We start from the raw sequence: 14,370 nt of genomic DNA on the forward strand, positions 1-14,370 counted from the left end.
CCCGCGCCTCCCGTGTCGCCGCCGCACGCGGCGGCGCACGCGCCGGTCGTACGCTAGCGCTCCCGTACGGGCCCGGCATCCCGTACGGGTTCGGTCTCCCCTACGGGCTCGGTCTCGCGGACGGCGTCGATGTCCGGGCCGTGCGGGGTGTCCGCCTCACGCTCGATCAGCACCTCCACCAGCACCGGCCGCGAGGTCGCCACGGCCTCCTTGCGCGCCCACTCGATCGCGGGGCGGATGTCCGACGGCGCCGTCACCCGCCGCCCCGAACAGCCGTACGCCTCCATGAGCTTGACGTTGTCCGTGCCCGTCTCGTCGTAGTGGATGTCCACCTGGTAGTTCATGCCGTAGCCGGCCGAGGCCTGCCGGATCAGCCCCAGGTACTCGTTGTTGAGCATGATCAGCACGAAGGGGACGTCGTACTGCGCGGCGACCGCGAGCTCCTCAGTCGTGAACTGGAAGCCGTAGTCGCCGACCACGCCGACCACTTCCTCCGCGCCCCGCCCCATGCCCTCCAGCGCCTTCTTGACGCCGATCGCGGCCGGCACCTCCCAGCCGAGCGGCCCGGCCTGCCCGCACACCTGGTAGTGGCGCGGCTTGTGGGCATTCTGATGCTGGCCGCCCCAGATCTGGTAGAGGCCGATGGCCGTGACGAACCACGTGTCCGCACCGAAGACCTCGTTGATCTCCCGGTAGACGCGGGGCGCCTTGACGGGGACGGCGTCGTAGTCGTCGCGGCGGGTGAGCGTCCTCTTGAGGTCGCGGCAGCGGGCGGCCCACGCGCGGTGCCGCGGGCGGGCGCCCCGCGCCTTCACGGCCTCCAGCAGGGCCGCCAGGAACAGCTTCGCGTCGGAGACGACGCCCAGGTCCGGCTCGAAGACCCGGCCCAGCTGCGACGGCTCGATGTCGACGTGCACGAAGGCCCGCCGCCCCCGGTAGACGGAGAGGTCGGCCCCCGTGTGCCGGTCGCCGAAGCGGGCGCCGACGGCGAGGACGAAGTCCGACTCCAGGAAGGAGGCGTTGGCGTACCGCTGCGAGGTCTGGATGCCGGTGGTGCCCATGTGGAGCCCGTGGTCGTCCTCGACGGCTCCCTTGCCCATGAGCGTCACCTGGAACGGCACCTCCAGCAGCTCGACGAGCTCCCGCAGTTCGGCGTCCGCGCCCGAGAGGATCACCCCGCCGCCGGCCAGCACGAGCGGCCGCTCGGCGGCGAGGAGGAGATCCAGCGCGGCCTCGACGCGCGGTGGGTGCGGGGCGATGACGGGCACCGGCAGGGGAGCGTCCAGGGCCGGGTCGTAGCGGATCTCGCGGCGCGCGATGTCGACCGGGATGTCGATCAGCACGGGCCCCGGGCGCCCCGACCTCGCGATCCGGAACGCCTCCCGGAACGCCCACGGTATCTGCGCCGCCTCCTTGATCTGCACCGCCCACTTGGTCACCGGCCGGACGATCTCCACGATGTCGACGGCCTGGAAGGCTTCTTGGTGCAGCTTCGCCGAGACCGCCTGCCCGGTGATGCACAGCATCGGCACGGAGTCGGCGTACGCGGTGTAGAGGCCGGTGACGAAGTTGGTGCCGCCCGGGCCCGAGGTGGCGATGGCGACGCCGGTCCTGCCGTTCGTACGGGCCCAGCCGTCGGCCATGTGCGCGGCCCCCGCCTCATGGCGGACGATCAGGTGCTCGATGCCGCCGACCGCTCGCAGCGCCTGGTAGAGCGGGAGGACGGCGGCGCCGGGGCAGCCGAAGGCGATGTCGACGCCCTCGTCCTTGAGGATGTGGACGACGGCGTGCATGGCGGGCATCGTTGCCGTCATCGCCGCCCTCCCCGCCCGGAGTTTCCCGTCCTTCCGGCCCTCCCGGCCCTTCCGGCATCGATGCCGGACAGCCGCTCCACACCGCGCAGGAGCGCCGAGTGGTCGAGCCCGCCGTCGCCCTGGGCGCGGGCCGCGGCGACCAGGCTCGCGACGAGGGCGCCCACGGGGACGGCTGCGCCGACGGCCCGGGCGGCTTCCGTGACGATGCCCATGTCCTTGTGGTGCAGGTCGATCCGGAAGCCCGGCGGGTAGTGCCGGGAGAGGAAGTTGTGCCGCTTGCGGCTGAGCACGGCGGAGCCGGCGAGCCCGCCGCCGAGCACGTCGAGGGCGGCCTCCAGGTCCACGCCGGACTTCTCCAGGAAGACCACGGCCTCGGCGCACGCCTGGATGTTCGCGGCCACGATCAGCTGGTTGGCGGCCTTCACCGTCTGGCCGGCCCCGTGCGGGCCGCAGTGCACGACCGTCGTGCCGAGCGCGCCGAACAGCGGCCGGGCCCGCTCGAAGTCGGCCCGCTCCCCGCCCACCATGATCGACAGGACGCCTTCGACGGCGCCGGCCTCGCCGCCGGAGACGGGCGCGTCCAGGACGCGGATGCCCTTGCCGGCCGCTGCCGCCGCGAGCTCGACGGACGTGCGGGGGGTGATGGACGACATGTCGACGAACAGTGTTCCGGGCGCGGCGTGCGCCAGGACGCCGTGCTCGCCGTAGGCCACGGCCTCCACGTCGGGCGAGGCGGGAACCATGGTGACGACGACGTCCGCCCCGCGGACGGCGGCGGCGACGGAGGGGGCGGGCGTACCGCCCATGGCGGCCAGCCGGTCCAGGCCGGTCTGTTCGAGAGTGTGCCCGGTGACGTCGTACCCGGCCTTGACCAGATTCGAGGCCATGGGCAGCCCCATGATCCCGAGCCCGATCCATGCGATGCGGGGGAGGGGAGGAGGAGTGGACATGGGAGCTCCTTTCGTTGCGTGTGTGCTGGTTCCTGGAAGTGCCCGAGAGGCCGGCCGGATCACGCCATCGCCCCGGCCTGGGTCACGCTGCCGGGCACTCTCCTCCCGCCGCAGCGGCGAGAAGCCGCAACGGCGGATCCCGGCGGTGCCGGACCGGCCGCCGTCACCACGCGTCCAGCCAGTCGAAGGCCCCCGCGGCGCCGGAGGCGCTCCGGTACTCCAGGCCCACCCAGCCTCCGTAGCCCGCCTCCTCGAGCCGGTTCAGCAGGCCGGGGATGTCCAGCGCGCCCGTGCCGGGCCGGCCGCGGCCCGGGGCGTCCGCCAGTTGGACGTGGCCGCACGTGCCCCCGTGCGCGGCGATCGCCGCGGGCACGTCCTCGCCCGCCATGGCCAGGTGGTACAGGTCCATCAGGAACCGGGCGTTGCCGAGCCCGCTCGCCTTGTTGACCTCGTCCACGACCGCGACGGCCGCCGCCGACCCGGTGAGCGGGTACGCGGGGGACTCGGCGGGGTTGAGCGCCTCGATCAGCACCTGCGCGCCCACGCGGTCCGCGGCCTCCGCGGCCCGTAGGAGGTTCTCCAGCGCGAGCGCGTCCTGGGCCCGCGGATCGGCGCCCGCAACACGGTTGCCGTACAGGGCGTTGAGCGCCGTGCACCCCAGCGAGGCCGCGAACCCGGCCGCCACGGCGAGGTTGGCGCGGAAGCGGGTGGACTCCGTCCCGGGGACGGAGAGGGCGCCCCGGTCGGGCCCGGGCAGCCGTCCGGCGTAGAAGTTCAGGCCCACCAGTCGCACGCCTGCATCGTCCAACGCCCTTCGCAGGGCGTTGAGTTCATGGTCGGCCGGAGTGGGTGTCTCCGGCCAGGGCCACCACATCTCGACGGCGCCGAAGCCCGCGGCCGCCGCCGCGGCGGGCCGTTCCAGGAGCGGCAGTTCGGTGAAGAGCATCGACAGGTTGACGGCGAAGCGGTGCCGGGGGAAGGGCATCCCGCGCACTCTCCTTCCGTATCGGTGTTCCGTATTACGGAAAAGATATTTTGTTTTACGGAAGCGTGCGGCCGTTCCCGCCTCCTGTCAAGGCGGGTAGGTTGACCGGCGTGCGATTGCGAGTGGAATTCACGACCGAACCGTTCGACCTCGACCAGGTGCCGCCCCACGCCGACGCCGCCCGGGACGCCCTGCGCGGCGCCGGACTCGACGCCGTGGACGTCGGCCCCTTCGGCAACACCGCGGAGGGCGCCGGCGCCGCCGTGCTCGCCGCCGTGCAGCACGTGCTGAGCGCCTCGCTGGAAGCCGGCGCCACCCGGGTGTCGCTCCAGGTCAGCGTGGTCGGCGAGGCCGGGCCCGCGGAGGGGACGCCGTGACCGGGGAAGCCGCGGCCCACCCCCTCCGGGAGGCCGTCGCGCCCCTGGTCGACGCCATGGGCGGGGAGATGATCGACCCGGAGCGCGCCGCGGACGGCGACGTGGTGCTGTCCTGGGAGGGCCGCGAGGTCCTCGCCGTCCGGCTGCCGCGCCTGTCGGCCTCCCTCGATCACATGCTGGCCGACCTGGAGCGCCGGCACGGCAGACCCCTGGCCGAACTCGACCGGCGAACCAAGCAGTCGGTCGTGCGCGCGCTGGAGGAGCGCGGCGCCTTCTCCCTGCGGCACGGCGTGGAGACCGTGGCCGCGGCGCTCGGCGTCAGCCGCTTCACGATCTACAACTACCTGAACCGGGACGGTGGTTCCGCCACCTCTTGAGGGGGCTTCCTGAGGGGGTCCCTGAGGGGCTTTCCGAGAGACGACTTCTTCAACAAACTGTTGACGCGGCGTGCGCCGGGGCGTTAGCTATGCGCAGTCGTCAGCGACGTCCGCAGCCCGTAGCCCGTCACCGCAGCCCGTCACCGCCACGGAGGCGCCCGTGACTCCGAGCTCGCCGCCGGGACTCACCCGGTTCAACGCAGCCGAGGACGGCGCGGCCCGCGCCGCCCTGCACACGATCTGCGCCAGTCGTGCGTGGGCGGACGCGCTGCTCGCCCGGCGCCCCTACCCCGCCGCCGAAGCCCTCCTCGCCGCGAGCGACGCCGCCACGGCCGCGCTCCCGGCGGCCGCCCTGGCCGAGGCCATGGCGGCGCACCCGCCCATCGGGCGCCCGAAGCCCGGTGACCCGGCCTCCGCGCGCGAGCAGCACGGCATGGCGCAGGCGCCGCCGGAGCTCCGGGCCGAGATGCTCGAACTCAACCTCGCCTACCAGCGGAAGTTCGGGCACGTCTTCCTGATCTGCGCCACCGGGCTCGACGCCGCACAGATGCTCGACGCGATCCGCCGCCGGATCGGCAACACGCCGGAGCGCGAACGCGAGACCGTGCGTACGGAACTGGGCAGGATCAACCGCATCAGGCTGACGCGGCTGATGGAGGACCCGGCCGACGCGTACGGGCCGGCTGACACGGATGAGCCGGCCGGCACGTACGAGCCCGGTACCCCCCACGCCGCGGACGGCCCGCACCACCCCCGACACGGAGGCACCCGCCCGTGAAGCCCACCGCCACCGTCACGGTCTCCACGCACGTCCTGGACACCACCGCCGGCCGCCCCGCCGAGGGCGTCGCCGTCGAACTGTCGGCCCGCAGTGGCGACGACGCGCCCTGGTCGGTGTGCGGCACCGCCGTGACGGACGCGGACGGGCGGTGCGCCGCGCTCCCCGCGCCGCCGGGCGGCACGGCGCACGTCCGGCTCCGGTTCGGCGTCGCGAAGCACTCCCCGTTCTTCCCGGAGGTGGCCGTGGCCTTCGCGGTCGCCCCCGGTGAGCACCACCACGTACCGCTGCTGCTCAGTCCGTTCGGCTATTCCGTGTACCGAGGGAGCTAGCACCCACCATGCCCACCGTTCTCGGCCAGAACCAGTACGGCAAAGCCGAAACCCGCGTCGTCCGGGTCACCCGCGAAGGCCTCGTCCACCACATCAGGGACCTCAACGTCTCCATCGCCCTCTCGGGCGCCATGAGTGACGTCCACACCAAGGGCTCCAACGCCGGCGTCCTGCCCACGGACACCACCAAGAACACCGTGTTCGCCTTCGCCAAGGAGCACGGCATAGCGTCAGCCGAGGACTTCGCCATGCGGCTGGCGCGCCACTTCGTCTCCGGGCAGGAGACGATCCACACCGCCCGGGTCCGGGTTGAGGAGTACGGCTGGGAACGGATACCCGCCGCCGGCGGCGCCGCGCACTCCTTCGTCCGCCGCGGCCAGGAGACGCGTACCGCGCAGGTCACGTACCACCAGCAGGGCGAGCAGTGGCAGGTCCTCTCCGGCCTCAAGGGACTCGTCGTCATGAACACCACCGACTCCGAGTTCCACGGCTACGTGAAGGACCGCTACACCACCCTCCCCGAGACCCGCGACCGGATCCTCGCCACCGAGGTCAACGCCTGCTGGCGGCATGCCGGGCGGCAGGAAGGGGGAGAGGAGGGCAAGCCGGACTGGGACGCGTCCTACGAGCGGGCGCGCGAGCACCTGCTGGCCGCCTTCGCCGGCACGTACTCCCTCTCCCTCCAGCAGACCCTCTACGCCATGGGCTCCCGCGTCGTCGAACAGGAGGCCGGCATCGACGAGATACGCCTCTCGCTGCCCAACAAGCACCACTTCCTGGCCGACCTGCGCCCCTTCGGGCTCGACAACGACAACGAGGTGTACTTCGCGGCCGACCGCCCCTACGGCCTCATCGAGGCCACCGTCCTGCGCGACGGCGCCACAGCGGCCGTCCCGGTGGACCTGACGAACCTTCCGTGAACCGACAGCGAGGAATCACCGTGGTCGCACCCCCCACAACGGCTTCCCGGAGCGCCGGCGGCGCAGGCGGCACCGAGCGCCTCGTCATCGAGAACTGCGCGATCGCCACCGTCGATCCGGACGACACCGAGTACGCCTCGGGACACGTCGTCGTCGCCGGCAACCGCATCGAATCCGTCGGCGCCGGGCCCGCGCCCGCCGGGCTCACCGGCGTCGTCCGGCGCGTCGACGGCACCGGGCACCTGGCCACCCCCGGCCTGGTCAACACCCACCACCACTTCTACCAGTGGATCACCCGCGGCCTCGCCCAGGACTGCAACCTCTTCGACTGGCTCGTCGCCCTCTACCCCACCTGGGCCCGCATCGACGAACCCATGGTGTACGCCGCCGCGCGCGGCTCGCTGGCGATGATGGCCCGCGGCGGCGTCACCACCGCGGCGGACCACCACTACGTCTTCCCCGAGGGCGCGGGCGACCTCCTCGGCGCCGAGATCCGCGCCGCCCGCGAGACGGGCGTCCGCTTCCACCCCACGCGCGGCTCGATGGACCTCGGGAAGTCCGACGGCGGCCTGCCGCCGGACTTCGCGGTCGAGAGCACCGACGCGGCGCTCGCCGCCACCGAGGAGGCGATCGACACCCACCACGACCCGGCGTTCGACTCCATGCTGCGCATCGGCGTCGCGCCCTGCTCCCCCTTCTCCGTCAGCACCGAGCTGCTGCGCGAGGCCGCCGTGCTCGCCCGCCGCAAGGGCGTGCGCCTGCACACGCACGGCTCCGAGACCGTCGAGGAGGAGCAGTACTGCAAGGAGAAGTTCGGCATGGGCCCCACGGACTACTTCGAGTCCACGGGCTGGCTCGGTGACGACGTGTGGATGGCCCACTGCATCCACATGGCCGACTCCGACATCGCCGCCTTCGCCCGTACGGGCACGGGTGTCGCCCACTGCCCGTCCTCCAACGCCCGGATCGCCGCCGGGACCGCCCGCGTGCCGGACCTGCTGCGGGCCGGCGTCCCCGTCGGCCTCGGCGTCGACGGCACCGCGTCCAACGAGTCCGGCGAGCTCCACACCGAGCTGCGCAACGCGCTCCTCGTCCACCGCCTGGCCGGCGGCGAGAAGGCGCTGACCGTACGGCAGGCGTTGCGGCTCGGCACGTACGGGGGTGCGCAGGTGCTCGGGCGGACGGACGGCATCGGCTCGCTGGAGGCCGGCAAACTCGCCGACCTGGTGCTGTGGAAGCTCGACGGCCTCGGCCACTCGTCCATCGCCGACCCGGTCGCCGCGCTCGTCCTCGGCGCGCCCGCGCCCGTCACGCTCTCGCTGGTCAACGGCCGCCCTGTCGTCGAACACGGCCGGCTCGTGACGGCCGACGAGGACGACATCGCCCGCGGCGCGCGCGCCGAAGCCACGCGCCTGTCCCGCCTCGCGGGGGCCGGCTGACGCCCCACCCCGACCCCCGGCCGAGGGGGACGGCCCTCGGCCGGGCCCGACGGAATCCACTCCCGGCGCCCCGTCTCCGCCGCGGGGCAGGTCACTTCCGTGGCTGGGGAAGCCCGCAGGGCCGGGAAATCCGCTTCCGGCCCCCTGCTCCGCCGCAGCGGCGATCCGCCACTGAACAACCTGCCCGGCGGTGCCGGGCCCGCCTCGGGTGGTGCGGGCACCGCCGGTCTCCGCCGCGGGGGTTGCTCGCCGTCGCGGCGGGGGGAGGCGGGAGGGCTGGGCTGCCCCTTCCCGGCGCCGGTTCCCGCCGCAGGGCCGGGAAATCCGCTCCCGGTCCCCTGTTTCCGCCGCGGCGGCGATTCGCCACGGGCGACCTGCCCGGCGGTGCCGAGCCCGCCTCGGGCAGTCCGGCACCGCCGGTCCCCGCCGCGGGGCCGTGAAGCCGTTCCCGGCCCCGCTCCGGCACTGCCGGGCCGGGCCGGGACCGTTCGTTTAAGGAGGCACGTCGTGGCCGCAGACGAAGTCGAAGCCACCCCCACCGACCGCGCCGCCGCAGGCCGCGCCGTGCACCCCGTCGACGAAGTGCTCCGCCCCGGCCGCCTGCTGGCCGGCGGGTTGCAGCACGTCGCCGCGAGCTACGCGGGCGTCGTCGCCCCGCCGCTCGTCCTCGCGGCGGCCATCGGCCTGGCCCCGACCCAGACGACCTTCCTCGTCGGCGCCGCCCTCTTCACGGCGGGCATCGCCACCCTCCTCCAGACGATCGGCTTCTGGAAGGTGGGGGCGAGGATGCCGTTCGTCAACGGCGTGTCCTTCGCGGGCGTCGCGCCGATGACCGCGATCGTCGGCACGCAGGCCGACAAGAGCGACGCCCTCCCCGTCATCTTCGGCGCCGTCATGGTGGCCGGGGCACTCGGCTTCCTCCTCGCCCCCTGGTTCTGCAAACTCGTCCGCTTCTTCCCGCCCCTCGTGAGCGGCACCGTCATCACCCTGATCGGCCTCACTCTCCTCCCCGTGGCCTTCGGCTGGATACAGGACGACACCCCCGGCCGCCCCGCCTCCCCGACCGGCCTGGCCCTGGCCGCCGCCACGCTCGCGATCGTGCTCGTCCTGCGCCGCGTCCTGCGCGGCTTCCTGCGGCAGATCGCGATCCTGCTGGGCCTGGCCGCCGGCACCCTGATCGCGATACCGGCCGGGGCCGTGGACTTCGGCCCGGTCGAGCACGCCGGCCTGGTCGGCTTCCCGGAGCCGTTCCACTTCGGCACCCCGCACTTCACGCTCCCGGCGATCGTGTCGATGTGCGTGCTGATGCTGGTGTGCATGACGGAGAGCACGGCCGACATGCTCGCGCTGGGCCGGGTCGTCGGCCGCCCGGCGGACGAGCGGACCATCGCCGCCGGCCTGCGCGCCGACACGCTCGGCACGGCCGTCAGCCCCTTCTTCAACGGCTTCGCCAACAGCGCCTTCGCGCAGAACATCGGCCTGGTGGCGATCACCCGCGTACGCAGCCGCTACGTGGTGGCCGCGTGCGGGGCGGTGTTCGTCGTCCTCGGCCTGAGCCCCGCGTTCGCCTCCCTGATCGCGGTCGTGCCGCGCCCCGTGCTCGGCGGCGCGGGCATCGTGCTGTTCGGAACGGTGGCGGCCAGCGGCATCCAGGTGCTGCTGGGCGCGGGCCTGGACCGGGGCGACAACCTGCTGGTGGCGGCGGCCTCGCTGGGCGTCGGCATGATCCCGGTGGTCTCGCGGACCTTCTACGACGGCGCGGGCGTCCCCGAGACGCTGCGGACGCTCCTGGACTCGGGCGTGAGCGCGGGCTGCCTGACGGCGGTGCTGCTGAACCTCGCGTTCAACCATGCGGGAAGGCGCGGGGACGGCGCGAGGCGTGGCGGCTAGGGAGCACCCCCGTACTTCGCGACAATAGGGGCAAAGTGACTCGCCCTCAGCGCCGAGAGGGGCCCCGCCGTGGACGCCGAAGCCGAAAACGCAGCAGCCGGCGCCCCCGGCGAGCCGGGCGGCGGCAGGCGCCGTCGCTTCGTCTTCCCCAGCGCGCTGACCGTCCTCGCGGCCGTCACCGTAGCCGTCTGGATCCTCACCTTCGTCATCCCCTCCGGCGTGTACGAGCGCAGCGCCGACGGCCGCCCCCTGCAAGGCACCTACCACCGCGAGCCGGCGCCCGGCGGCTTCGTGCACCGGCTCGGCGACCTCTTCCTCGCCCCCGTCAACGGCCTCTACGGAGTGCGCGACACCGCCACCGGCGAGGTGGCCCCCGACGCCACCGGCGCGCTCTACGGCGCGGCCGCCGTCTTCCTCTTCGTCCTCGCGATCGGCGCGTTCATCACGGTCGTCTTCGCCACCGGCGCCCTGGACCGCGGCATCGAGCGCCTCGCCCACCGCCTGCGCACCCGCGGCGCCCTGCTGATCGCGGGCGTCATGACCGTCTTCTCCCTCCTCGGCACCGTCGAGGGCTTCGCCGAGGAGACCCTCGGCTTCTACGGGCTGATCGTGCCCCTCATGCTCGCCCTCGGCTACGACCGCATGGTCGCCACGGGCGCGATCATCCTCGGCGCGGGCGTCGGCGTGCTCGCCTCGACGGTGAACCCGTTCGCCACGGGCGTGGCCTCCGCGGCCGCCGGCATCTCCCTGGGGGACGGCATCGCGCTGCGCTTCGTGATGTGGGTCGTCCTCACGGCCGTCACCATCGGCTACGTGCTGCGGTACGCGCGCCGGGTGCGCGCCACCCCGGACCGCTCGCTGACCGGTTTCCTGCCGGGCGACCGGGAACTGGCGGCGGAGGCCGCCGCGGAGCCCCCGGAGCTGACGCGGCTGCACAAGCTCGTGCTCGTGGCGGTGACCCTGGTCTTCGCCTTCATGATCTTCTCGGTGATCCCGTGGGCGAGCGCGCTCACCGGCAAGGCCGACGCCACCCCGTACGGCTGGGAGCTGGGCTGGTCCTTCGCCCAGCTCGCGGCGCTGTTCATCGTCGCCGCCGTGCTCGTCGGGCTGCTGGCACGGCTGGGGGAGCAGCGGCTGAGCGCCACTCTCGTACAGGGCGCGGCGGACTTCATCGCCCCCGCGCTGGTGATCGTCCTCGCCCGCGGGGTCACCGTCATCATGACGAACGCGAAGATCATCGACACGGTGCTGCACGCCGTGGAGAGCACGGTGTCGGGCACGCCGGCCGTGGTCTTCGCGATCCTCGTCTACATCGTCAACCTGCCGCTGGCGTTCCTGATCCCCTCGACCTCCGGCCACGCCACGCTCGCCATGCCCGTCCTGGCCCCGCTCGCGGGCTTCGCGGGCGTCCCGCGCGCCGTGGTGGTCACGGCCTGGCAGTCCGCGAGCGGGGTGATGAACCTGTGGGTGCCGACGACGGCCGTCATCATGGGCGGCGTGGCGCTGGCGAAGGTCGGCTACGACAAGTACTTGCGGTTCGTCTGGCCGCTCCTGGTGATCCTCTCGGTGCTGATCTGCGGCTTCGTGGCGCTGGGCGCCGCCATGTGAGGGGCGGTCAGTCGAGGAGCTCGTAGGCGGGCAGGGTGAGGAACTCCGCGTAGTCCTCGTCGAGGGCGACCTTCAGCAGCAGGTCGTGGGCCTGCTGCCAGCGGCCCGCCGCGTAGGCCTCCTCGCCCAGCCCGGAGCGGATCGCGGCGAGCTCCTCGGCGGCGACCGCGCGCACGAGCTCCGCCGTGACCTTCTCGCCGTCGTCGAGGACGACGCCGGCGGCGGTCCACTGCCAGATCTGCGAGCGGGAGATCTCGGCGGTCGCGGCGTCCTCCATCAGGTTGAAGATGGCGACCGCGCCCAGGCCGCGCAGCCACGCCTCGATGTACCGGGTGGCGACGGCCACGGCGTTGCGCAGCCCCGCGGCCGTGGGGCGGGCCTCCAGCGAGTCCACGGCGATGAGCTGGTCCGCCGTCACGCGGACGTCCTCGCGCAGCCGGTCCTTCTGGTGCGGGCGGTCGCCGAGGACGGCGTCGAAGGAGGCGCGGGCGACGGGCACGAGGTCGGGGTGGGCGACCCAGGAGCCGTCGAAGCCGTCCCCCGCCTCACGGTCCTTGTCCGCCTTGACCTTCTCGAACGCCGCCTCGTTGACCGCGGGGTCCTTCCGGGAGGGGATGAACGCGGCCATCCCGCCGATCGCGTGCGCGCCGCGCCGGTGGCACGTACGCACCAGCAGCTCGGTGTACGCGCGCATGAACGGGGCCGTCATCGTCACGGCGTTGCGGTCGGGCAGGACGAAGCGGGGGCCGCCGTCGCGGAAGTTCTTGATGATCGAGAAGAGGTAGTCCCAGCGGCCGGCGTTGAGGCCCGAGGCGTGCTCGCGGAGTTCGTAGAGGATCTCCTCCATCTCGTACGCGGCGGTGATCGTCTCGATCAGCACGGTGGCGCGGACGGTGCCCCGGGGCAGGCCCGCGTACTCCTGCGCGAAGACGAAGACGTCGTTCCAGAGGCGGGCCTCCAGGTGCGACTCGGTCTTGGGGAGGTAGAAGTACGGGCCCTTGCCGAGGGCGATCAGCCGGTGCGCGTTGTGGAAGAAGTACAGGCCGAAGTCGACCAGCGCGCCGGGCACGGCGCGGCCGTCGACGGTCACGTGCCGCTCGTCCAGGTGCCAGCCGCGGGGGCGCACGACGACGGTCGCGAGCTCCTCGGCGGGCCGCAGGGCGTAGCGCTTCCCGCGGGCGTCGGTGAAGTCGATGCGCCGCTCGAACGCGTCGATCAGGTTCAGCTGGCCCAGGACGACGTTCTCCCAGGTGGGCGCGGAGGCGTCCTCGAAGTCCGCGAGCCAGACGCGGGCGCCGGAGTTGAGGGCGTTGACGGTCATCTTGCGGTCCGTCGGCCCGGTGATCTCCACCCGGCGGTCCTCCAGGGCGGGCGGGGCCGGCGCGACGCGCCAGGAGGGGTCCTCGCGGACGGCGGCCGTCCCGGGCAGGAAGTCCAGCTTGCCCGTACGGGCGATCTCGGCCCTTCGTTCGGACCGGCGGGCGAGGAGCTCGTCGCGGCGGGGGGTGAACCGGCGGTGCAGCTCGGCGAGGAAGGCGAGCGCGGGCCGCGTGAGGACCTCCTCCTGCCGCTCCAGGGGCCGGGCGGTGACGGTGGCCGGCGAGGACGGAGCGGGTGCGGACATGGGCGGTCACTCCCTCGGGACGACGGCACGGGGTGCCGTAGGAATGGGCTTTTTCGGAGAATAGTTTCCTCATGGCGGAAGTTCAATGGGTGAGCGGGGCCCGCGGTGTCAGTCCGGGCGGCTCAGCAGGCCGAGGTCGTCCGGGACGTCGATGTCCCGCGGATCGGCGACGTCGGCGCACTCCACGAGCGTGACGGCGTCGGCGTGCGCCCTCAGGTACGCGCGGGCACCGCGGTCGCCGTCGGCCGCCCGGGCCACGCCCGCCCAGTGCTCGCGCGCGAACAGCACGGGATGGCCGCGCTCGCCCCCGTACGAGGCCGCCGCCAGCCCGGCGCCCGCCCGGTGGGCGGCCAGCAGGCGGGAGACCGCGGCGGCGCCGACGCCCGGCTGGTCGACGAGCGAGACGAGGACCGCGGCGGCGTCGGTCGCGGCGAGCGCCGCGAGGCCCGCGCGCAGCGACGAACCCATGCCGTCCGGCCAGCCGGGGTTGTCCACCAAGGTGCAGTGGGTGAGATCGGCGTGTACGCGCACCTCCGCGGCCGCCGCGCCCAGCACCACGCACACCGGCGCGCAGCCGCCGTCGGACAGGGCCCGCGCCGCGTGCTCCACGAGCGGGCGGCCGCGGAAGCCGAGCAGGGCCTTGGGGCGCCCGCCCAGACGCCTTCCGCCGCCCGCGGCGAGCAGCAGGCCCGCGACGGGGGTGTGCGGAACCGGCGTGCCGGGCGCGCTGTCCGTGGTAGGTGTCATGGCCCCTGCATATCGCATCGTTGACGGCGGTGGGGCGGACGACGGCCCATCACCCGTGCGTGCGACGCCCGGACCTGATTTCGCTGAGTGTATGGCGCACTGTACGGAAAGTGGCGTTAACTGATCCGCGCGAGCGCGTGGGAGGGGCGGGAGGGGGAGTGTCGTGGCGGAAGGCGCCGTAGTGGCCGAGGACCCGAGGGTGAGTGAGCTGCGGGAAGCGGTCTCCCGCCTCCGCCGGGCGCTCGCGGGGCACCCCGCGCCGTTACCCGACCGCGACGCTGCGGAGGAGGAGCTCGCGGCACTCGACGCGATGGCCCGCGAGGGCGCCCCCGAGCTGTCCCGCCTGCGGCGGTCCTTGCTGCTGGTCGCGGGGGCGGTGGGCTCGGTGAGCGCGCTGTCGCCGTCCCTGACAGCGGTCCACCAGGCGGTGGACAACTTCGCACCGCCACCCCCGAACGAGGGCCCGTAGAGCGCGCCGGGCGGGCACATCCCCCCGCCGCGGCGGCGCTCAGCTACAACCGGCCGTCTC

Annotated in this window: 13 protein-coding genes and 1 pseudogene; 9 read left to right on the top strand and 5 right to left on the bottom strand. The window is 73.6% G+C overall.

The features are described 5' to 3' along the window. Positions 1-53: 53 nt before the first annotated feature. The 3 genes from gcl to PS271_RS23980 all read right to left on the bottom strand — a co-directional run bounded on the left by gcl (position 54) and on the right by PS271_RS23980 (position 3,749). The gene (gcl, locus tag PS271_RS23970; protein WP_398384500.1) at positions 54-1,814 is read right to left on the bottom strand and encodes a glyoxylate carboligase; all 1,761 of its coding nucleotides are present in this window, start codon (positions 1,812-1,814) and stop codon (positions 54-56) included. Next, positions 1,811-2,764 (bottom strand): 2-hydroxy-3-oxopropionate reductase, encoded by a 954-nt coding sequence (locus PS271_RS23975; RefSeq protein ID WP_398384502.1) that lies wholly within the window; start codon positions 2,762-2,764, stop codon positions 1,811-1,813. Before PS271_RS23975 ends, gcl begins: the two co-directional genes overlap by 4 nt. 163 nt (positions 2,765-2,927) lie before the next feature. Continuing rightward, positions 2,928-3,749, bottom strand: coding sequence for a TIM barrel protein (locus PS271_RS23980; protein ID WP_398384504.1), 822 nt, complete (start codon positions 3,747-3,749; stop codon positions 2,928-2,930). A gap of 110 nt (positions 3,750-3,859) precedes the next feature. Here PS271_RS23980 and PS271_RS23985 point away from each other — a divergent pair, with 110 nt between their 5' ends. The 8 genes and pseudogenes from PS271_RS23985 (at position 3,860) to PS271_RS24020 (ending at position 11,470) form a co-directional block, all read left to right on the top strand. Then, a complete protein-coding gene (locus PS271_RS23985) occupies positions 3,860-4,126 on the top strand; it encodes a hypothetical protein (RefSeq protein WP_398384506.1) in 267 nt (88 codons plus the stop codon). Next, complete coding sequence (locus PS271_RS23990; RefSeq protein ID WP_398384508.1) at positions 4,123-4,503, top strand: helix-turn-helix domain-containing protein; 381 nt, start codon at positions 4,123-4,125, stop codon at positions 4,501-4,503. Before PS271_RS23985 ends, PS271_RS23990 begins: the two co-directional genes overlap by 4 nt. A gap of 160 nt (positions 4,504-4,663) precedes the next feature. Next, positions 4,664-5,164 (top strand): annotated as a pseudogene (gene uraD / locus PS271_RS23995) (2-oxo-4-hydroxy-4-carboxy-5-ureidoimidazoline decarboxylase); the annotation flags it as partial. Between the two features lie 113 nt (positions 5,165-5,277). Continuing rightward, the gene (uraH, locus tag PS271_RS24000; protein WP_398384509.1) at positions 5,278-5,613 is read left to right on the top strand and encodes a hydroxyisourate hydrolase; all 336 of its coding nucleotides are present in this window, start codon (positions 5,278-5,280) and stop codon (positions 5,611-5,613) included. An 8-nt stretch (positions 5,614-5,621) separates the two neighbouring features. Further along, the gene (pucL, locus tag PS271_RS24005) at positions 5,622-6,533 is read left to right on the top strand and encodes a factor-independent urate hydroxylase (protein ID WP_398384511.1); all 912 of its coding nucleotides are present in this window, start codon (positions 5,622-5,624) and stop codon (positions 6,531-6,533) included. 20 nt (positions 6,534-6,553) lie between these two features. After that, a complete protein-coding gene (locus PS271_RS24010; RefSeq protein ID WP_398384512.1) occupies positions 6,554-7,972 on the top strand; it encodes an 8-oxoguanine deaminase in 1,419 nt (472 codons plus the stop codon). Positions 7,973-8,479: 507 nt separating this feature from the next. Further along, entirely contained in the window at positions 8,480-9,862 is a 1,383-nt protein-coding gene (locus tag PS271_RS24015; protein WP_398384513.1) for a nucleobase:cation symporter-2 family protein, read from the top strand. A gap of 69 nt (positions 9,863-9,931) precedes the next feature. Further along, positions 9,932-11,470 carry a YfcC family protein gene (locus tag PS271_RS24020; RefSeq protein WP_398384515.1) on the top strand — a complete coding sequence of 513 codons (1,539 nt, stop codon included), beginning with the start codon at positions 9,932-9,934 and terminating at the stop codon, positions 11,468-11,470. 7 nt (positions 11,471-11,477) lie between these two features. Here the strand turns inward: PS271_RS24020 and aceB are convergent, their stop codons facing one another. Beyond that, positions 11,478-13,094 carry a malate synthase A gene (gene aceB, locus PS271_RS24025; protein WP_398384517.1) on the bottom strand — a complete coding sequence of 539 codons (1,617 nt, stop codon included), beginning with the start codon at positions 13,092-13,094 and terminating at the stop codon, positions 11,478-11,480. Between the two features lie 108 nt (positions 13,095-13,202). Then, complete coding sequence (locus PS271_RS24030) at positions 13,203-13,841, bottom strand: nucleotidyltransferase family protein (RefSeq protein WP_398384518.1); 639 nt, start codon at positions 13,839-13,841, stop codon at positions 13,203-13,205. Positions 13,842-14,040: 199 nt separating this feature from the next. Between PS271_RS24030 and PS271_RS24035 the strand changes: the two genes are divergently transcribed. Next, positions 14,041-14,310 carry a DUF5955 family protein gene (locus PS271_RS24035; RefSeq protein ID WP_398384520.1) on the top strand — a complete coding sequence of 90 codons (270 nt, stop codon included), beginning with the start codon at positions 14,041-14,043 and terminating at the stop codon, positions 14,308-14,310. Positions 14,311-14,370 lie beyond the last annotated feature (60 nt).

It is taken from the genome of Streptomyces sp. SCA2-17 (assembly GCF_044336695.1).